This is a genomic window from Bradyrhizobium sp. CCBAU 11430 (assembly GCF_028128855.1).
In the GTDB taxonomy this organism is placed as follows: Bacteria; Pseudomonadota; Alphaproteobacteria; order Rhizobiales; family Xanthobacteraceae; genus Bradyrhizobium; species Bradyrhizobium ottawaense.
Genome location: NZ_LBJV01000056.1, coordinates 82,430 through 102,159 on the forward strand (window position 1 = coordinate 82,430; position 19,730 = coordinate 102,159).

At 65.5% G+C, this 19,730-nt stretch carries 13 protein-coding genes; 9 read left to right on the forward strand and 4 right to left on the reverse strand.

From position 1 onward, the window contains the following. Positions 1–195: 195 nt before the first annotated feature. From tkt to XI04_RS17280, 8 genes are all read left to right on the forward strand, one after another. A complete protein-coding gene (tkt, locus tag XI04_RS17245; protein WP_152102371.1) occupies positions 196–2,181 on the forward strand; it encodes a transketolase in 1,986 nt (661 codons plus the stop codon). Between the two features lie 148 nt (positions 2,182–2,329). Further along, positions 2,330–3,337 carry a type I glyceraldehyde-3-phosphate dehydrogenase gene (gene gap / locus XI04_RS17250; RefSeq protein ID WP_271609255.1) on the forward strand — a complete coding sequence of 336 codons (1,008 nt, stop codon included), beginning with the start codon at positions 2,330–2,332 and terminating at the stop codon, positions 3,335–3,337. Between the two features lie 143 nt (positions 3,338–3,480). After that, the gene (locus tag XI04_RS17255; protein WP_271609256.1) at positions 3,481–4,677 is read left to right on the forward strand and encodes a phosphoglycerate kinase; all 1,197 of its coding nucleotides are present in this window, start codon (positions 3,481–3,483) and stop codon (positions 4,675–4,677) included. A gap of 56 nt (positions 4,678–4,733) precedes the next feature. Further along, on the forward strand, positions 4,734–5,801 hold the full coding sequence (gene fba, locus XI04_RS17260; RefSeq protein WP_271609257.1) for a class II fructose-bisphosphate aldolase: 1,068 nt from the start codon (positions 4,734–4,736) through the stop codon (positions 5,799–5,801). A 256-nt stretch (positions 5,802–6,057) separates the two neighbouring features. Then, positions 6,058–7,083 carry a class I fructose-bisphosphate aldolase gene (locus XI04_RS17265; RefSeq protein WP_038971385.1) on the forward strand — a complete coding sequence of 342 codons (1,026 nt, stop codon included), beginning with the start codon at positions 6,058–6,060 and terminating at the stop codon, positions 7,081–7,083. A gap of 3 nt (positions 7,084–7,086) precedes the next feature. Continuing rightward, on the forward strand, positions 7,087–7,776 hold the full coding sequence (locus XI04_RS17270; RefSeq protein ID WP_028142031.1) for a thiamine phosphate synthase: 690 nt from the start codon (positions 7,087–7,089) through the stop codon (positions 7,774–7,776). Positions 7,777–7,784: 8 nt separating this feature from the next. Next, complete coding sequence (locus tag XI04_RS17275; RefSeq protein WP_028142032.1) at positions 7,785–8,858, forward strand: tetratricopeptide repeat protein; 1,074 nt, start codon at positions 7,785–7,787, stop codon at positions 8,856–8,858. Between the two features lie 96 nt (positions 8,859–8,954). Next, positions 8,955–9,746 (forward strand): inositol monophosphatase family protein, encoded by a 792-nt coding sequence (locus tag XI04_RS17280; protein ID WP_271609258.1) that lies wholly within the window; start codon positions 8,955–8,957, stop codon positions 9,744–9,746. Between the two features lie 120 nt (positions 9,747–9,866). On the opposite strand, the gene XI04_RS17285 is transcribed toward XI04_RS17280, so the two are convergent. The 4 genes from XI04_RS17285 to XI04_RS17300 form a co-directional block, all read right to left on the reverse strand. Then, positions 9,867–13,022 (reverse strand): multidrug efflux RND transporter permease subunit, encoded by a 3,156-nt coding sequence (locus XI04_RS17285; protein ID WP_095424695.1) that lies wholly within the window; start codon positions 13,020–13,022, stop codon positions 9,867–9,869. Positions 13,023–13,028: 6 nt separating this feature from the next. Next, positions 13,029–14,222 (reverse strand): efflux RND transporter periplasmic adaptor subunit, encoded by a 1,194-nt coding sequence (locus XI04_RS17290; RefSeq protein ID WP_085968065.1) that lies wholly within the window; start codon positions 14,220–14,222, stop codon positions 13,029–13,031. 310 nt (positions 14,223–14,532) lie between these two features. Then, positions 14,533–17,259: an autotransporter family protein gene (locus XI04_RS17295; RefSeq protein WP_271623733.1), complete on the reverse strand. Its 2,727-nt coding sequence runs from the start codon at positions 17,257–17,259 to the stop codon at positions 14,533–14,535. A 187-nt stretch (positions 17,260–17,446) separates the two neighbouring features. Beyond that, entirely contained in the window at positions 17,447–18,463 is a 1,017-nt protein-coding gene (locus XI04_RS17300) for an SAM-dependent methyltransferase (protein ID WP_271609260.1), read from the reverse strand. A 168-nt stretch (positions 18,464–18,631) separates the two neighbouring features. Here XI04_RS17300 and XI04_RS17305 point away from each other — a divergent pair, with 168 nt between their 5' ends. After that, positions 18,632–19,651 carry a flagellar motor protein MotA gene (locus XI04_RS17305; RefSeq protein ID WP_028142037.1) on the forward strand — a complete coding sequence of 340 codons (1,020 nt, stop codon included), beginning with the start codon at positions 18,632–18,634 and terminating at the stop codon, positions 19,649–19,651. Positions 19,652–19,730: the final 79 nt, after the last annotated feature.

Here is a 19,730-nt window from a genome sequence, read left to right on the forward strand (position 1 = left end):
CGCGCGATGGCATCGAAACGGAGCCGCCACTTTCGCAGCGTGCCGCAGGCAACTTTTACGGCCGAATCGGCGTTTGACTGCCTTGGACTCCCGGAACCGAGATGCTATCCCAGCCCCGACCTTCAGTGGCCGCCAGGCTCCTCCCGCGCGGGCGTACACCGCCTCCAAGCGCCTCATTTCAGACGGATTTCAGACATGACGCAGGTCGATCACACCCGTATGGCCAACGCGATCCGCGGCCTTTCGATGGACGCCGTCGAGAAGGCGAAATCGGGTCATCCCGGCCTGCCGATGGGTGCCGCCGACATCGCCACGGTGCTGTTCACGCAATTCCTGAAATTCGACGCCGCCACGCCCGCCTGGCCCGACCGCGACCGCTTCGTGCTCTCGGCCGGCCACGGCTCGATGCTGCTCTATTCGCTGCTGTATTTGACCGGCAATTCCGAGATGACGCTGGACCAGATCAAGCAGTTCCGCCAGGTCGACTCGCTGACCCCGGGGCACCCCGAGAATTTCCGCACCAGGGGTATCGAAACCACGACCGGTCCGCTCGGCCAGGGCATCTCGACCGCGGTCGGCATGGCGCTCGCCGAGAAGATGCTCGCTGCCGAGTTCGGCAAGAAGATCGTCGATCACCACACCTATGTGCTCGCCTCCGACGGCGACCTGATGGAAGGCGTGTCGCAGGAAGCGATCGCGATGGCCGGGCACTGGAAGCTCAACAAGATGATCGTGCTCTACGACGACAACGGCATCTCGATCGACGGCCCGACCTCGATCTCCGATTCCGTCGACCAGGTGAAGCGCTTCAAGTCGGCGGGCTGGGCCGCCGAGAGAATCGACGGCCACGATCAGGCGGCGATCGCCGACGCCATCACGCGCGCGAAGAAATCCGGCAAGCCGACGCTGATCGCCTGCCGCACCACCATCGGTTTCGGCGCGCCGCACAAGCAGGGCACCTCGAAGGTGCATGGCGAGGCGTTAGGGGCCGAGGAGCTCAAGGCCGCCAAGGAAAATCTCGGCATCTCGCTCGAGCCGTTCGCGGTCGCCGACGACGTGCTGAAGGCGTGGCGTGCAGCCGGCAGCCGCGGCGCCGCGGCGCGCCAGGAATGGGAGGGCCGGCTCGGCGAGCTCGGCAGCCGCAAGCGCGCCGAGTTCGAGCGCCGCCTGCGCCATGAACGTCCCGCCTCGCTCGCAAAGGCCGTGCGCGCATACAAGAAGGAATTGCTGGAAAAGCCGATGACCGCGGCGACCCGCAAATCCTCGGAAGCCGTGATCGAGGTCATCGCCGGCGCGATGCCGATGGAATTCCTGGCCGGCTCGGCCGATCTCACCGGCTCCAACAACAACAAGGCGAAATCGGCGACCGCGTTCTCGGCCAAGACGCCGAAGGGCCGCTTCATCCATTACGGGATTCGCGAGCACGGCATGGCCGCGGCGATGAACGGCATTTTCCTGCATGGCGGCTTCGCGCCGAACGGTGCGACCTTCCTGGTGTTCACCGACTATGCACGTCCTGCGATGCGCCTTGCCGCGCTGATGGGCTCGGGCGTCGTCTACGTGATGACGCACGATTCCATCGGCCTCGGCGAAGACGGCCCGACCCACCAGCCGGTCGAGCATCTCGCCGCGCTTCGCGCCATTCCCAACATGCGCGTGTTCCGTCCCTGCGATTCCATTGAGGTCGCCGAGTGCTGGGAGCTTGCGCTCAACCGCATCGACGGCCCGACCGTGCTGGCGCTGACGCGCCAGAACCTGCCGCAGCTGCGCTCCACCGTGCCGAACGACAACCCTTGCGCACAGGGCGCCTACGAGCTGGTCGCAGCCCAGGGCGAAGCCAAGGCGACGCTGTTCGCCTCCGGCTCCGAGGTCGAGATCGCGGTCGCCGCCCAGAAGCAGCTCGCCGAACGCGGCATCGCGTCACGGGTTGTTTCTGTTCCCTCGCTCGAGCTGTTGTTAGCGCAACCAGAGGCCAAGCGCGCCGCCATCATCGGCAACGCGCCGGTCAAGGTCGCGATCGAGGCCGCCGTGCGTTGGGGCTGGGATGCCGTGATTGGCCAGGATGGCGAATTCATCGGCATGCATTCGTTCGGCGAAAGCGGCCCTGCAAAGGAGCTTTACAAGCATTTCGGCATTACCGCCGAGGCCGCGGTTAACGCTGTGCTGAAGCGCGTTTCCTGAGAGTTGAGCTTGCCGCAAAAAAGGACTACGTAGTCTCTCATATGATCAAGCACCGCCCGGCCGAACCGGGCGCCCGCCCCTAAAAAACCCTCGCAGGCGCGCATAGCGCGTTGTGCGGGATGACAACGGTCATTGAAGGAGACGAAACATGGCAGTCCGCGTCGGAATTAACGGTTTTGGCCGCATCGGCCGCAACATCCTGCGGGCCATAGCCGAGTCCGGCCGCAAGGACATCGAGGTCGTCGGCATCAACGATCTCGGTCCGGTCGAGACCAACGCCCATCTGCTTCGTTTCGACAGCGTCCATGGCCGCTTCCCCGGCACCGTGACCGTCGACGGCGACTCGATCAATCTCGGTGGCGGCAAGATCAAGGTGACCGCCGAGCGCGATCCCTCGAAGCTGCCGTGGAAGGATCTCGGCGTCGACATCGCGATGGAATGCACCGGCATCTTCACCTCGAAGGACAAGGCGTCCGCGCATCTGACCGCCGGCGCCAAGCGCGTGCTGGTCTCCGCGCCCGCCGACGGCGCCGACGCCACCGTCGTCTACGGCGTCAACCACGAGACGCTGACCAAGGAGCACCTGGTCATCTCGAACGGCTCCTGCACAACCAACTGCCTGGCGCCGGTCGCCAAGGTGCTGAACGATCTCGTCGGCATCGAGACCGGCTTCATGACCACGATCCACGCCTATACCGGCGACCAGCCGACGCTCGATACGATGCACAAGGATCTCTATCGCGGCCGCGCGGCGGCGATGTCGATGATCCCGACATCGACGGGTGCTGCGAAGGCGATCGGCCTCGTGCTGCCGGAGCTCAAGGGCAAGCTCGACGGCGTCGCGATCCGCGTGCCGACCCCGAACGTCTCGGTCGTCGACCTCAAGATCATCGCCAAGCGCGCCACCGACGCCAAGGAGATCAACGCGGCGATGAAGCGCGCCAGCGAGCAGCAGCTCAAGGGCATCCTCGGCTACACCACCGCGCCGAACGTCTCGATCGACTTCAACCACGACCCGCACTCCTCGACCTTCCACGAGGACCAGACCAAGGTGCAGAACGGCACGCTGGTGCGCGTGATGTCCTGGTACGACAACGAGTGGGGCTTCTCGAACCGCATGGCGGACACCGCCGTCGCGATCGCGAAGGTGATCTAAGAAGGTCTCGTGTCCCGGACGCGGCGCAGCGCTAAGCGCTGCTCCGCAGAGCCGGGACCCATTCAATTGCGGGACTCGCTGTCATGTGGGTCCCGGTTCTGCAGCGCATCGCTCCGCGCTGCGCTGCGCCCGGGACAAGAGAGATGACCAACAAATTCCGCACCCTCGACGACGTCGATGTGAAGGGCAAGCGCGTGCTGTTGCGCGTCGACCTCAACGTGCCCATGGACAATGGCCGCGTCAGTGATGCGACCCGGCTCGAGCGCGTCGCGCCGACCATCACCGAGATCTCGGACAAGGGCGGCAAGGTCATCCTGCTCGCCCATTTCGGCCGGCCGAAGGGGCGCGATGCCAAGGACTCGCTCAAGCCTGTCGCTGAAGCGCTGTCGAAGGTGGTGAAGAAGCCGGTCGCTTTCGCCGACGACTGCATCGGCGAGCCCGCGGCCAAGGCCGTTGCTGGCCTGAACGACGGCGACATCCTGTGTCTCGAAAATACCCGCTTCCACAAGGAAGAGGAAAAGAACGATCCGGCCTTCGTCGCGGAGCTGGCGAAGCTCGGCGACATCTGGGTCAATGACGCGTTCTCGGCGGCGCACCGCGCCCACGCCACGACCGAAGGCCTCGGCCACAAGCTGCCGGCCTATGCCGGCCGCACCATGCAGGCCGAGTTAGATGCGCTGGAGAAGGCGCTGGGCTCGCCGACCAAGCCGGTCATCGCCATCATCGGCGGCGCAAAGGTCTCGACCAAGATCGACCTGCTCGAAAATCTCGTGAGCAAGGTCGACGCGCTCGTGATCGGCGGCGGCATGGCCAACACCTTCCTGCACGCCCAGGGCGTCGGCGTCGGCAAGTCGCTGGCCGAGAAGGATCTCGCGCCGACCGCGCTGCGTATCATGGAGAAGGCGGAAGCCGCCAACTGCGCCATCATCCTGCCGGTCGACGCCACCGTCGCCTATCATTTCGCGGCCAACGCGCCGTCGCACGCCTATGGGCTCGATGCGATCCCGGCCGACGGCATGATCCTCGACGTCGGGCCGCAATCGATCGCCCGCGTCCACGCCGCGATCGACGACGCGGCGACCTTGGTCTGGAACGGACCGCTCGGCGCCTTCGAGATGCAGCCGTTCGATCGCGGCACGGTCGCGGCCGCCAAGCACGCCGCCGAGCGCACCAAGGCGAAAAAGCTGATCTCGATCGCGGGCGGCGGCGACACCGTCGCGGCGCTCAACCAGGCCCATGTGGCCGGTGACTTCACCTATGTCTCGACCGCCGGTGGCGCGTTCCTCGAATGGATGGAAGGCAAGCCTCTGCCCGGCGTCGAGGTTTTGCGCGTCAAGTAAGCCAGATCGGCGAGTAATCAGCGGCCCCGCAAGGCCCCAACGGGAGAAAAAGACAGATGGCTCGGATCACGTTACGTCAATTGCTCGACCACGCGGCAGAGAACGATTACGGCGTACCGGCCTTCAACATCAACAATATGGAGCAGGCGCTGGCGATCATGGACGCGGCCAACCAGGTCGATGCGCCCGTCATCATCCAGGCCTCGCGCGGTGCGCGCTCCTACGCCAACGACATCATGCTCAAGCACATGATGGACGCGGTGACCGAAATCTATCCGCACATTCCGGTCTGCGTGCATCTCGACCACGGCAACGAGCCGGCGACCTGCATGACCGCGATCCAGGCCGGCTTCACCTCGGTGATGATGGACGGCTCGCTCAAGGCCGACGGCAAGACCCCCGGCGATTGGGGCTACAATGTCGGCGTCACCAAGACCGTGACCGACATGGCCCATCTCGGCGGCATTTCGGTGGAAGGCGAGCTCGGCGTGCTCGGCTCGCTCGAGACCGGCATGGGCGACAAGGAAGACGGCCACGGCGCCGAGGGCAAGCTCAGCCACGACCAGCTCCTGACCAATCCGGACGAGGCCGTGAAGTTCGTCCAGGAGACCAGGGTCGACGCGCTCGCGATCGCGATGGGGACCTCGCACGGCGCCTACAAGTTCACCCGCAAGCCGGACGGCGACATCCTCGCCATGAACGTGATCGAGGAGATCCACCGCAAGCTGCCGAACACGCATCTGGTGATGCACGGCTCCTCGTCGGTGCCGCAGGACCTGCAGGAGATCATCAACGCCAATGGCGGCAAGATGAAGCCGACCTGGGGCGTGCCGGTGTCCGAGATCCAGCGCGGCATCAAGAACGGCGTGCGCAAGATCAACATCGACACCGACAACCGCATGGCCATGACCGGCCAGATCCGGAAAGTGCTCAAGGACAATCCGGAAGAGTTCGATCCGCGCAAATATCTGAAGCCGGCGATGGAAGCCATGACCAAGCTGTGCAAGCAGCGGCTCCAGGAGTTCAACACCGCAGGCCAGGCCTCCAAGATCAAGAAGGTCCTGACCACCGCCGAGATGGCCAAGCGCTACGCCAAGGGCGAGCTGGATCCGAAGGTCGCGTAATCCCCTCGAGCCTATTCCCGGGTCATTCCGGGACACGCCAACGGGTCCGCGCGAATGCGCGGCCCGATGACAGGCTCCGCGTGGGCCCGGAATCCATAACCACAGCCTGGGGTTATGGATTCCGGGCCTGCGCCTTTCGGCGCATCCCGGAATGACGGAAAGCCCCTTACCCCTGCGACGAACGTTAACTCGGCAATTGCCCGAGAACGGTCTATTTTCACGGGCAAGGGCAGAATCGTTTTGGGAGGACCTCTCGATGAATCTGACTGAGCTCAACAGAATCGCGACCGCCATGGTCGTATCAGGCAAGGGAATCCTCGCCGCCGACGAATCCTCGGGCACCATCAAGAAGCGTTTTGACGCGATCGGCGTGGACTCGACCGAAGACAACCGCCGCGACTATCGCGAGATGCTGTTCCGCTCCACGGAGGCCATGAGCCAGTATATTTCCGGCGTGATCCTCTATGACGAGACGATCTGGCAGGATGCCAAGGACGGCACACCGCTGGTGAAGCTGATCGAACAGAGCGGCGCCATTCCCGGCATCAAGGTGGACGAAGGCACGCAGGCCCTGCCGATGTGCCCGGGCGAGCTCGTGACGGTCGGGCTCGACAGGCTCGCCGAGCGGTTGAAGAAGTACTATGAGCGCGGCGCGCGCTTCGCAAAATGGCGCGCGGTGATCGACATCGGCAGCGGCATCCCCTCGATGACTGCGATCAGCGTCAACGCCCATGCGCTGGCGCGCTATGCCGCGCTGTGCCAGGCCGCACAGATCGTGCCGATCGTCGAGCCCGAGGTGCTGATGGACGGTGATCACGACATCGACCGCTGCTATGAGGTGACCACCCGCGTGCTCAACAAGACGTTTCAGGAATTGCGCGTGCAGCGCGTCGCGCTCGAAGGCATGGTGCTCAAGCCCAACATGGCGATATCCGGCAAGAAGTCCCCGAAGCAGGCCTCCGTCGAGGAGGTCGCGGAAAAGACGGTCCGGCTGCTCAAGGCCTGCGTGCCCGCGGCGGTGCCCGGCATCGCCTTCCTCTCCGGCGGCCAGTCGGATGAGGAGGCGACCGCGCATCTCAACGCCATGCACAAGCTCGGTCCGCTGCCCTGGGGCCTGACCTTCTCTTACGGCCGCGCCCTGCAGGCCGCGCCGCAGAAGGCTTGGTCCGGCAAGGCCGAGAACGTCGCGGCCGGCCAGCGCGCCTTCAGCCATCGCGCGCGCATGAACGGCCTCGCCTCCAAGGGCGAATGGCAAAACAGCCTGGAAAAGAAGGCAGCCTAGATCTTGTCGAACAAACCGCCTCCGCCGCGCCCGGCGCCGCGCCTCTATCTCGCGACGCCCGTCGTCGATGATCCCGTTGCGCTCGTCGCCGAGCTGCCGGGCCTGCTCGCCGCCGCCGACGTCGCAGCCGTGCTGCTGCGGCTGAAGGAGACCGACCAGCGCACCATGATCTCGCGCATCAAGGCGCTCGCGCCGCCGGTGCAGAAAGCGGGCGCCGCCCTGCTCGTCGAGGACCATGCCGAGCTGGTCGCGCGCGGCGGCGCCGACGGCGCGCACCTCCCCGGCATCGCCGCGCTGAAAGAGGCACTGCCATCGCTCAAGCCAGATCGCATCGCCGGTGTTGGCGGGCTGACGACGCGGCACCATTCCATGGATGCGGGCGAGATGGGAGCGGATTACGTGCTGTTCGGCGAGCCCGATGCGAAAGGCCAGCGCCCCTCGGCGCAAGCGATCGCGGAACGGCTCGACTGGTGGGCCGAGCTGTTCGAGCCACCCTGCGTCGGCTTTGCCATGTCGCTGCAGGAAGCCCACGACTTTGCTGCCAGTGGCGCCGATTTCGTCCTGGTCGGCGAGTTCATCTGGGCCGATCCGCGCGGGCCCAAGGCCGCGCTGATCGAGGTCGACGCTGCGATCAAGAATGCCCATGCGACGGCGACGGCCAGCCAAAATCCTGCGAGCCAGGAGCACGGCTAGCGCCCAACATGAAGCTTCCCTGCATCACCATGCTGGCCACGCTGCTGCTCACAGTGCCCGCAGCCGCGCAGCTCCAGATCACCCCGCCGGCTGCGACGCCGAGCGCGCCTGGCGAGAAGCAAAAGCCCAAGCCGCACACGATCACCAAGAAGAAGGAGGCCGCGCCGGCGCCGAAGCCGTCAGCTTCGCCCAAGCCGACCTCCTCGCCCAAGCCGGCGACCGTGATCCCCGCGCCTTCCAGCGACAATTCCAATGTCGATCTGGTGTTCGGCGCCTATCAGCGCGGCCAGTACAAGACCGCGTTCGACCTCGCCACCGCCCGCGCGCAAGCCGGCGATCCCAAGGCGATGACCATGCTCGGCGAGCTCTATTCCAATGCCATGGGCATGCGGCGCGACTACGCCAAGGCAGCCGAATGGTACAAGCGCGCGGCCGATGCCGGCGACCGCGAGGCGATGTTCGCGCTCTCCATGCTGCGCATTTCGGGCCGCGGCGGCCCGATCGACAAGAGCGAGGCGGTCAAGCTGATGGCGTCCGCCGCCAAGCTCGGCGAGCCCAGGGCGGCCTATAACCTCGCTCTGCTCTATCTCGACGGCCAGACCCTGCCGCAGGACGTGAAGCGCTCGGCCGAGCTGCTACGCCAGGCCGCCGATGCAGGCCTGCCCGAGGCGCAATACGCGCTGGCGACCTTCTACAAGGAAGGCACCGGCGTGCCGAAGGACCCGGAACGCTCGGTGCGGCTGCTCCAGGCCGCTTCGCTCGCCGACAATGTCGACGCCGAGGTCGAATATGCCATCGCCATGTTCAACGGTACCGGCACCCCGAAGAACCAGCCGGCTGCCGTCGCCCTGCTCCGCAAGGCATCCCGCCAGGGCAGCGCGATCGCGCAGAACCGGCTGGCGTGGGTGCTGATCAACGGCGTGGGCACGTCCGTGGACAAGGTCGAGGGCTTCAAATGGCACCTGGTGGCCAAAACCGCCGGCAAGGGCGACCCGGAGCTCGACAAGCAATTGTCCGACCTGCCCGCCGAGGACCGGACCAAGGCGGAGGCCGCCGCCAAGAAATGGCTCGGGACCAAATGACTTGACGCAATGACTTGACCTGAGGGCCCTTGCAGGGCACCCAATCCCCAAACAGGCGCGATTTCCCGCCCTTTCCCCCGATCAAGACCAGAGCTCATGCTGTATTCCGCCACTATCAACGTCATGGTCAAAGCCGCGCGGCGCGCCGGCCGCAGCCTCAAGCGCGATCTCGGCGAGATCGAGCATCTGCAGGTCTCGCTGAAGGGGCCGGCCAATTTCGTCTCGCTCGCCGACAAGCGTGCCGAGGAGATTCTCTACCAGGACCTCGCCAAGGCGCGGCCCGGCTACGGCTTCATCGGCGAGGAGGGTGGCACCCGCGAGGGCTCCGACAAGAGCCACACCTGGATCGTCGATCCGCTCGACGGCACCACCAACTTCCTGCACGGCATCCCGCAATTCGCGATCTCGATCGGCCTCGTGCGCGAGGGTACGATCATTGCGGGCGTGATCTACAATCCCGCCAATGACGAGCTCTACATCGCCGAGCGCGGCAAGGGCGCCTTCCTCAACGACCAGCGCCTGCGCGTCGCCGGCCGCCGCCAGCTCAACGAATGCGTGGTGGCCTGCGGCCTGCCCCATATCGGCCGCGGCGATCACGAGGAATTCCGCCGCGAGATGACCGCGATCCAGGACCGCGTCGCGGGCCTGCGCCGCTTCGGCGCCGCCTCGCTCGACCTCGCCTTCGTCGCCGCCGGTCGCCTCGACGGCTATTGGGAGCGCAATTTGCAATCCTGGGACATCGCCGCCGGCATGCTGATGGTGCGCGAAGCGGGGGGAACGGTGAGCGATATCGCGACGCCCGGCGATGCGCTGATCACCGGGCACGTGGTGTGCGGGAATGAGTACGTGCACGGGGAATTGGTGAAGATTTTCCGGAAGCCGGCGTAGCAGTAGACGCGCGAGCCAATCACTCCGCTGAGACGCTAGTGGGATCCGGAGAAGCCGCCGCGTACTGGATGCCCCGCCCCCGTGCGCAATTGCGCACCAGGCTGGGCATGACAGTTTGCCTTATGACTTGACCGGCGCCGGCGGGCCGTACGGCTCGCCTTGCTTCGCCGCCTTCGGCTCCCTGTCCCCCGCCAGCACGCGCTGCACCGAGACGAAGAACACCGGCACCATCAAGAGCGCCAGGATCACCACGGCGATCATGCCGCCCATCACGATGCTGCCGAGCGCCTGCTGGCTGGCGCCGCCGGCGCCGTGGGCGATGGCCATCGGCAGCACGCCGCAGATGAAGGCGAGGCCCGTCATCAGGATCGGGCGGAAGCGCAGGCGGCAGGCCTCGATGGTGGCTTCCACCAGCGGCTTGCCTTCTTTGCGCAGATCCTTGGCGAATTCGATGATCAGGATCGCGTCCTTTGCCGCAAGGCCGATGATGGTGATCAGGCCGACGGTGAAATAGACGTCGTTGGGCAGGCCGCGCAGCATGGCCGCGATCACCGCGCCGACGATGCCGAGCGGCACGGTGAGCAGAACCGCGAGCGGAATGGTCCAGCTCTCGTAGAGCGCGGCGAGGCACAGGAACACCACGAACACCGACAGACCGAGCAGGAACGGCGCCTGCGAGCCCGACAGCTTCTCCTGGAGCGACTGACCGGTCCATTCGTAACCGAAGCCGCGCGGCAGCCGGCCGGCAAGGCGCTCCATCTCGGCGATCGCATCACCCGAGGTGAAGCCGGGCTTGGCCTCGCCGGAGATGCGCACTGCCGGATAATAGTTGAAGCCTGCGATCTGGGTCGGGCCTCGCGCCCATTCCACCGTGGCGAAGGACGAGAACGGCACCAACTGGCCGCGGCTGTTCTTGACGTTGTAGTTGAGAATGTCCTCGGTCCGCATGCGGTCGCGGGCGTCGGCCTGCACCACGACGCGCTGCATGCGGCCGCGGTTCGGGAAGTCGTTGATGTAGTTCGAGCCAAGATTGGTCGAGATCGTGTTGTTGATGTCCTCGAAGGTGACGCCGAAGGCGCCGGCCTTCTCGCGGTCGATCATGAGATTGACCACCCCGGCCTCCGGCAGGCCCTCGACATAGACCTTCTGAAGCACGGAACTGGCGTTGGCTTCCGCGATCAACTGATCGGCGGCGCGCATCAAGGCCGGATAGCCCTTCTGTCCGCGGTCCTGGAGGCGGAACGAGAAGCCCGACGAATTGCCGAGATTGTCGATCGGCGGCGGCTGCAGCGCGGAGATTTTGGCATCGCGGATCGACGCCCCCAGATCGCGATTGATGTCGTTGACGATCGATGCGGCGGAATCCTTCGGTCCACGCTCCGACCAGTCCTTCAGCGTGATGAAGGCCTGCGCGGTGTTCATGCCCTGGCCGGAGAAGCTGAAGCCGGTGAGGAAGGTGACATCTTTCACGCCCGGCCGTTCGGCGAGATATTTCTCGACCTTCTCGATCACGGCCTCGGTGCGGGGATAGGACGAATCCGACGGCGTCTGCACGTCGGTGGTGACGAAGCCCTGGTCGTCGATCGGCAGGAAGCCGCCCGGCAGGCTGACGAAGGCCCAGGACAGGCCGACGAGCAGCGCGACATAGACCAGCATCAGCCGGCCGGTCCGCTTCAGCGAGAAGCCGACGGTGCGCGCGTAGCGCAACCGGCAGGCCTCGAGCATATGATTGAACCGGCTGAACACGAAGTTGGTCGAATGGCCATGCCCCTTGGCAATGGGCTTGAGCAGCGTCGCGCACAGCGCCGGCGTCAGCGAGAGCGCGAGGAAGGCGGAGAAGCCGATCGCCGCGACCATGGTGACCGAGAACTGGCGGTAGATGATGCCGACCGATCCCGGGAAGAACGCCATCGGCACGAACACCGCCATCAGCACCAGCGTGATGCCGATGATGGCGCCCGTGATCTGCGACATCGCCTTGCGTGTCGCTTCCTTCGGCGACAGGCCTTCCTCGGCCATGATGCGCTCGACGTTCTCGACCACGACGATGGCGTCGTCGACGAGGATGCCGACCGCGAGCACCATGCCGAACATCGAGAGCATGTTGATGGAATAGCCGGCGAGCAGCAGCGTGGTGCAGGCGCCGAGAAGCGCCACCGGCACCACGATGGTCGGGATGATGGTGTAGCGAATGTTCTGCAGAAACAGGAACATCACCACGAACACCAGCACCACGGCTTCGACCAGCGTCATCAGCACCTTCTTGATCGAGGCCTCGACCACGGGCGTGATGTTGTAGGGAATCTCGTAGGAAATGTTGGCCGGGAAGAACCGCGACAGCTCCTTCATCTTCTCTTCGACCGCGCTCGCGGTCGCCAGCGCATTGCCGGTCGGCGACATCAGCACCGAGAGACCGGCGGTCGGCTTGCCGTTCAGGCGCGTGTTGAACTGGTAGCTGAGGCCGCCGACCTCGATACGTGCGACGTCGCGCAGGCGCACGGTCGAGCCGTCGGCATTGGCGCGCAGGATGATGGCGCCGAATTCATCCGGGGAAGAGAGCTGGCCCTTGACCAGCACCAGCGAGGAAGTGCGCTGGCTCGACGTCGAGGGCTCGGCGCCGATGCTGCCCGAGGCGACCTGCGCGTTCTGCGCGGCAATCGCCTTGTTGACGTCGTCGGCGGTGAGCCCGTAGCCGACGAGCTTGGCCGGATCGACCCAGACGCGAAGCGAGCGCTCGGTCGAATAGAGCGTGGCGCGGCCGACGCCGGGGATGCGGCGGACTTCGCCGAGCACGTTGCGGATCATGAAGTCGCCGAGCCCGACCTCGTCGAGGCTGCCGTCGGTCGAATTCAGCGTGATGATCTGGAGCACCGCGCTCGAGGCTTCCTCGATCAGGATACCCTGCTGAATCACCGCGCGCGGCAGGCGCGCCTCGACCCGCTTGATGCGGTTCTGCACCTCGACCGAGGCCGCGCTGGTATCGGTGCCGGGCACGAAATTGGCGATGATCTCGACCTGGCCGAGCGAGTCGCTGGTCGATTCGAAATTGAGAATGCCAGAGGCGCCGTTGAGCTCCTCCTCGATCAGGCGCGTGACGCTGTTGTAGAGGTTTTCGGGCGAAGCGCCGGGATAGCTGGTCGAGATCGAGATCGAGGGCGGCGCGATGATCGGATATTGCGCGATCGGCAGCAGCGGCACGGCAATCGCGCCGATCAAGCAGATGAACAGCGCGACCACCCAGGCAAAGATTGGCCTGTCGATGAAGAAACTCGCCATGGCGCGTTACCGCGTGAGCTTCTGGGCGTGCCGGTTGTCCGCGGTCGCGTCCGCCTCCGACCAGGATTGCGGCTTGACCTTGTCGCCGGCGGCGAACTTCTGGAAGCCTTCGACCACGACCTTGTCGCCGGCCTTCAGGCCTTCGGTGACGAACCAGATTCCGTCCTGCACCGAACCCGTGCGCACCGGCTGCACCGCGATGTGGTTGTCGTCCTTGACGACGAACACCTCACTGCCGCCGCCGCCATTGCGCTGGATCGCCTGCTGCGGCACCGCGATCGCGTCGCTATCGAGACCCTGGTCGATGCGGACACGGACATACATGCCCGGCAGCAGTTCGCGCTTGGGATTGGGGAACTCGCCACGCAACGTCACCTGCCCGGTGTGGGCATCGACCTTGGCGTCGGAGAACAGCAGCTTGCCGTCGAGCGAATAGAGCGTGTTGTCGTCGAGCACCAGATGCACCTTGGCGGCATCGGAGGCGATGCGCTCGAGGTCGCCGGTCTCGAAGGCACGGCGGAGCTGGTTGAGCTCGTTCACCGACTGGGTGAAGTCGGCATAGATCGGATCGAGCTGCTGGATGGTGGCGAGATTGGTCTCGTTCTGCACGGCGAGCGCACCCTCGCTGACGAGAGCCGCACCGACGACGCCGTCGATCGGCGCGCGCACGGTGGCATAGTCGAGATTGAGCTTGGCACGCGAGAGTTCCGCCTTGCGTCCCTCGACCTCGGCATGGGCCTGACGCTCGGCCGCGATCGCCTTTTCGTTCTCGGCTTCCGGGGCGGCGCGGTCCTTGGTGAGCGCAGCGACGCGGCGTGCCTGCTGGTGCGCCTGCATCGCAGCGGCCTCGGCCTTGGCGAGCGCCGCCTCGTTCGCCAGCACCTCGACCTCGAACGGGCGCGGATCGATGCGGTAGAGCGGATCGCCTGCCTTCACCTCACTGCCCTGGCGGAACAGGCGCTCGACCACGATGCCGGACACGCGCGGCCGCACGTCGGAGACGCGCGTCGGCGCGATGCGGCCGGGCAATTCCCGGACCACGGCGCGCGGCTGCGGCTTGACGATGACGATGCTGACGTCCGGATAGGCGGGCGGAGCGGCAGACACGGCGGAGCTGGATTCGTCGCAAGCACCAAGCAGCGGCGCCAGGGCCGCGAGCATCATTGCAACGCATGCCGATCGCGCGCGAAGTCCTGACATGAAATTAAGTGCCCCGATGTTGTTGAAACTGATCACGCTCCGCGCGCGGCCCGTTCTGGGCGATTCCGTGCGGCTGATACCGTCAAGATAGAATGCACCTGCTGCGATGCAACGCATGCTGCGGGCGGCTCATTGTCACACAATGTATCCTGTTGAACTTATGCAGCTTTTATGGACTCACCTGATTGTGAGACAGGTTCCATCGCGGCGTGCTGCGGCGGAACATCGCAACGAAACGTTACGGACTGCAGAGTACACTCAAAGGCCACGGTTCCTCGGACTACGCGAATTCCCTGCGACATCGCATGAATCACCAGGTGACGCGAAAACCTCCGCTACCTCTGTAATGGCGGTTGTCCGCGCTGTTGTTGAGGCTCGTATTGTAGGTGCCCTCGCCGAAGATGGTGTAGCGCCCGTTGGCCCAGCTGTAGCTGCCGCCACCGCCGATGCTACCCCACAGCCGATCTTGCGCATTTGCAAATCCGGTACCTGCCACGTCCACATTGGTGCCGCCGAGGAACTCGTAACGCAGATTGGCAATGCCGTAGACATCGGAACGCACGATACCCGTGCCGTCGTTCCAGGTCCTCTGATGGTTGAGGGCAAGGCCGGCGCGGCCGAGCAGGCTGTCAGCATCGCGCAACGACACCGGCGCGCCGAACCGATCGGCAAAGCTGTCGAAAGCGACCTTCGAATAGGAGAGCTGCGCCTGAGGCGTCAGTGACCAGCCACGGCCAATGCCGATCCGCTTGCCGGTTTCGGCGCTGAAGGCATAGCCGAACCCTTCATTGCCGTGGATCAGGCTGCCGGCCAGCACGGACGACAGATCGCTGCGGTAGAACATCGACTGCGCCTGACCGTCGACATAGAAGCCGTTGTCGCCATACCAGGTGAGCGTGCTGCCCACCCCCGTTCCCTCGACGCGGATACGACCATTGCCGAAGAACGAGGCGACATTGGCGGTGGTCAGGCCATATTGCGCGGTGAGGCCGACGAACAACTGGCCCCGCTCGTTCTCGAGCACGAGGCCATCGAGTCCTGTCTGCACCTTCAAATGATCGGCCTTGTAGGTCGAGCCGGTGGTGTTGGAGGACTGCAAGTCGGAATGCCCGCCTTCGATGCGGCCCCAGAACGCCGTGGGCGCCGGCGGAGCCACGCCCGGCACCGGCGCGGCGCCGGCGCGCGCCATCGCATCGCTGCCGCCCCAATAGCGGTTGCCGACGCGCTGCTGCAGCGTCGGCAGATCGTTGATGCCGAGCATCACCTGCGCGTAGTTCTCGTAAAGCGGAACGCCCGGCTGATAGAGCGGACCGGGCGGCGTCGCCACCGGCGGATTGAGCAGGCTCGAGCGCAGGTACCAATCGCCGTCGGCGGGACTGGCGATGCCGTTCTTCTGCAATGTATAGGCATAGGCGCCGCCGACCACGGCCTGTTCGCCGTGAAAGACGTAGCTGCCCAGAAGCGAAACACTGCCGTTGGACGCTCCGACCACGTCGATCACCTTGATGCCTTCGGTGGTCTGCGCACCGGCGCCGCCGACATTGGTGACACGCAGCGACGATGCGCCCGACGTGCTTCCCTGCACCCGCAACAGGTCGGTCGGCGAGCCGTCGCCGCCGAGCCGGCTGTTGAGCTCCACGATTCCGCCATTGCCGAGATAATTGCCGGTCACTGTCAGCGTCGTTCCCGGCGCACCGCCGAGGGTGACCGTGACGGCATTGCCGAGCGAGGCGAGCGTCTGATTGAAGCCGGCGAGGTCGAGCGTGCCGCCGGCGGCGACCGTGATGGCCGAGGCCGCGCTGAATGTGTTTGTGGCTCCGGCGCGGAGAGTACCGCCGTTCACAGTCGTCGCGCCGTTGTAAGTGTTGGCTCCCGCCAGCGTCTGGATGCCGCCGGTGAGCGTCAGACCGCCGGTGCCACCGATCACACCGGCGAACTGATCGTTCGCGTTGGTGATGGTGAGGTTCTTCGCGCCAAGCGCGACGGCGCCAGTTCCGGCCAGGCTTTGAATGCTCGTGCCGGCGGCCGTGATGCCCGAGACGCTGAAGGTTCCGTTTGCGACGACCCGGCTTGACGCGGCAACCGAGCCACTACTGGCGAGCGCAAGCGTGCCGGCCTGGATCACCGTAGCACCGGTATAGGTATTGGCGGCGCGGAGATTGAAGGTGCCCGCGCCAGTCTTGGTCATTCCGCCAACGCCGGAAAAGCCGCTGTTCGCGCTTACAGTGAAGGCCTGCGTGTCGACAGTCAGACCGCCCGCGGCGATATTGAGGCTTCCCGGCACGAATGCGGAGATGAAGCCGACGCTGTTTATTCGGGCGCGCAGGATGGCATTATTGAAATTGACCTGGCCAGTTCCTCCCCCACCGGGGCGAGACAGGATGGTCGTCTCGAGCGTGCTGCCGCCGTCGATATTGAGCGTGCCCGTGCCGGCGGCGAAGCTTCCGAGCAACACTCCTGCTTGGGCGACAACTCTGGCGCCGTTCTGAATGTTGAGTGTACCATTGCCACTGGCGCCGATTTCGATCTGAGCGCCGGATGTAGTCCATTGTGATCCGGCCCCGCTGACGGTGACGGTGCCGTTGCTTCCGCCTGCGACTCCAATCGCAATCGTCGCGCCACTGGTCGTCAGCGTGCTGCCGTTCTGAATTGTCAGGTTGCCGAATGATCCGGTCGTATTGCCGACGGTCAGTCGACCTGTCGCGCCGGCAGCAGCACCGCCTACGCCGAGGATCGTCGGGTTTGGCGACGTCGTATTGATGTTGACGAGGTTGCCCGCGATTGGGACCGCGCCACCGGACCAGTTGCTCCCGACCGTCCAGTCGCTGCTTGTCGTTCCGGTCCAGCTTTGGGCCGAAGCAGACCGGGGGGACAGCGCTATCAGCGCCGCCGCTGCCGCGCTCGCCAGCTGCAAGCGAAGCATTCGGGTCCGGGGGTTGCTGGATGGAGAGCGCTGCGTCCGATTCGGACTCCTGTGCAGCGAATCATCGTGGTGTGGTCGGGTTGAGGCAGCCCCGATGCATTCGCGCATGCTCATTCCAATTGCGTCCGCGCCGTTCGAGGGTGCGGATTTCTTGTCGTGTCGTCCACGAGGGACAACCACGACGATAGGCGAGCGGAAACGTTCAGACAACAATTGCCACATGTTCCTACAAAGAAAGCACGCGGCGTGTGCCGTTTGGGCAACGAAAGACACTTAACAAATTCTTTCGAGTGGCCGCGCGCTACGCCGCCTTCATCCGGTAGCGGCTGATGCCCCATTCGCTGCCGGCGGCGTAGCCGAACAGGCCCGCTGTCGCGAGCAAGAACCAGCGCCAGCGCCGCATCCACAGGTGCGTCTCCGCGCCGTAGACGTTGCGCAGGGACGCCTCGATCGCATCCCGGTGCCCGTCGAAATTGGCGAGCCAGTCGTTGGCGGTGCGCTGATAATGCGCGCCGCTCCAGCACCATTCCTTCTCGACCGTGAAGATGTCGTGGAATTGCCTGACGAGGTGATGGCTCGGCATCAGCCCGCCGGTGAAGACGTGCTGGGCGATCCAGTCCTCGCGGTCGAGCCGGTCGAACAGCTGCGAGCCGGAGCGATGGGTGACGATCTGCATGAAGAAGCGCCCGTCGGGGGCGAGCCATGACCGCAGGCGCGTCATCAGCTTGCGCCAGTTCATCATCTGCTCGAACATCTCGACCGAGACGATGCGGTCGAACTGGCCGTCGGGCGCGAACACGTTCATGTCCGCCGTGACCACGCGCAGGTTCAGCAAGCCGCGCCGCCGCGCCTCCTCCTCGACATGAGCGCGCTGCGCCTGCGAGGTCGACACCGCCGTCACCCTGGCGTGCGGAAACTGCCGCGCCATCCACAGCGACAGCGAGCCCCAGCCGCAGCCGAGCTCGAGGATGGTCTGGCCGTCGGCGAGGCCGGCATGCTCGACCGTCTGGCGTAGCGCCTCCTCCTCCGCCTCCTGCAAGGTGGTCGCATCGGTCTTGTAGAAGCAGCAGGAATATTTGCGGCTGGGGCCGAGCATTTCGGCGAAGAACGCCGCGGGCACGTCCTCACGCCCGGCCTCCGCGTTTTCGGCGATCGGCCGCAGCATCATCCGGCCTGCGAAAGCGGCATCGGCGGGCGCATCATGCGCGGCGAGGCGGGTTGCGCTGCGGGAGCACAGGCGCTGGATCGCGGCGCGGATCACGACGTCCGGCAGCGGCACGCGTTCGGCAGTCCCGATGATCGCGGAAACGACGCTCATGCGCCCCCCGAATGGCGAATCTCTGCAGACACCAGCTTATCAAAGCGCCGCTTCCGGTGCGGGTTCCCCCAGCTGTCCCCGAAATCGGCGCATCCGGCGCTTTTTTTGGGCCGGCGCTGTGCCATAGTGCGCGCCGCAAGCAAGCTTTTGGAATGGATGATACCGGCCATGCCGTCAGGCGCCTCGCCCCGCTCCACCATGGATATTGAGTATACAAAGCTGTCCTCACCCAGCGTCTTCCTGGTGCGGATGCTGGTCTTCCTGGTGCTGTGCACGCTGGTCAGCGTGGTGCTCTACAAGCAGATCATCCAGGCCTTCTTCGCCAATCCCGGCCTCAATGCCCTGATCGGCGGCGTGCTGTTCATCGGCATCATCCTGGCCTTCCGCCAGGTCATCCGGCTCTACCCCGAGGTCTCCTGGGTCAACAATTTCCGCATCGCCGATCCCGGCCTGGCGCCGGCCCGGCACCCGAAACTGCTGGCGCCGATGGCGGCGATCCTCGGCGGCGAGCGCTCCGGGCGAATGTCGATCACCCAGACCACCATGCGGCATTTGCTCGATTCGATCGCGACGCGCCTGGATGAAGCCCGTGACATCTCGCGCTACATGACCGGCCTTCTGGTCTTCCTCGGCCTGCTCGGCACCTTCTGGGGCCTGATCGAGACGGTCGGCTCGGTCGGCAAGGTGATCGACGGGCTCAAGGTCGGCGGCGATTCCGGCGCACTGTTCGACACGCTGAAGGAGGGCCTCGCCGCCCCGCTCGGCGGCATGGGCATCTCGTTCTCCAGCTCGCTGTTCGGCCTCGCCGGCTCGCTGATCCTCGGCTTCCTCGATTTGCAATCGAGCCAGGCGCAGAACCGCTTTTACACCGACCTCGAAGACTGGCTCGCCACCACCGTGCGCGAATATGGCAGCGGCGAGGTCGCGGTCGCTTCCGGCGGCGGCGGGGTCGCCAGCGGCGAGCTCCAGGCCGCGGTCGAACGCTTACGCTCCGTGCTCGAGGAAGGCAGCGCCAGCCGCGGCACCACGGCGGCGATGGCGAGCCTTGCCGAAGCCATCCAGGCGCTGGTCTCGCATATGCGCACCGAGCAGCAGATGATCCGCGAATGGGCCGACGGCCAGGGCGAGCAGAACCGCGAGATCCGGCGTCTGCTGGAGCGCATCGCCCGCCAGCCGGAAAAGAGCTAGCGGCTCGCTTGCCCCGGACGCTGCGCAGCACGAAGTGATGCGCTGCAGAGCCGGGGCCCAGCGTCAGGGACAACATGGG